This is a genomic window from Oleiphilus sp. HI0128, assembly GCF_001635365.1.
The window spans coordinates 1-293 of sequence record NZ_LWGG01000477.1 but is presented as its reverse complement, the minus strand read 5'-3'; the positions used below and the strand labels follow the sequence as shown (position 1 = coordinate 293).

Genomic DNA, 293 nt, shown 5'->3' with positions numbered 1-293 from the left:
ACCTTATCTATCTACCCAGTGTTAATTAAAGCGAGATACCAGAGAACGACATAAAACCTAGTGACATCAAGCCTACAGTGATAAAGGTAATACCCAAGCCACGCAGACCTTCAGGCACATCACTGTACTTGAGCTTTTCTCGGATACCGGCCAATGCGACGATCGCTAGAGCCCAACCGACACCAGCACCCAAGCCATAGACCGTGCTCTCAGCAAGATTATAATCACGCTCAACCATAAATAGAGATGCACCCATGATCGCACAGTTTACTGTGATCAATGGTAGGAATACC

General features: G+C 46.4%; 1 protein-coding gene. It reads right to left on the bottom strand.

All coding sequences use genetic code 11. From position 1 onward, the window contains the following. Positions 1-25: 25 nt before the first annotated feature. The coding region (locus A3763_RS05780) for an Rnf-Nqr domain containing protein (RefSeq protein ID WP_304440766.1) at positions 26-293 on the bottom strand (268 nt) is incomplete at its 5' end.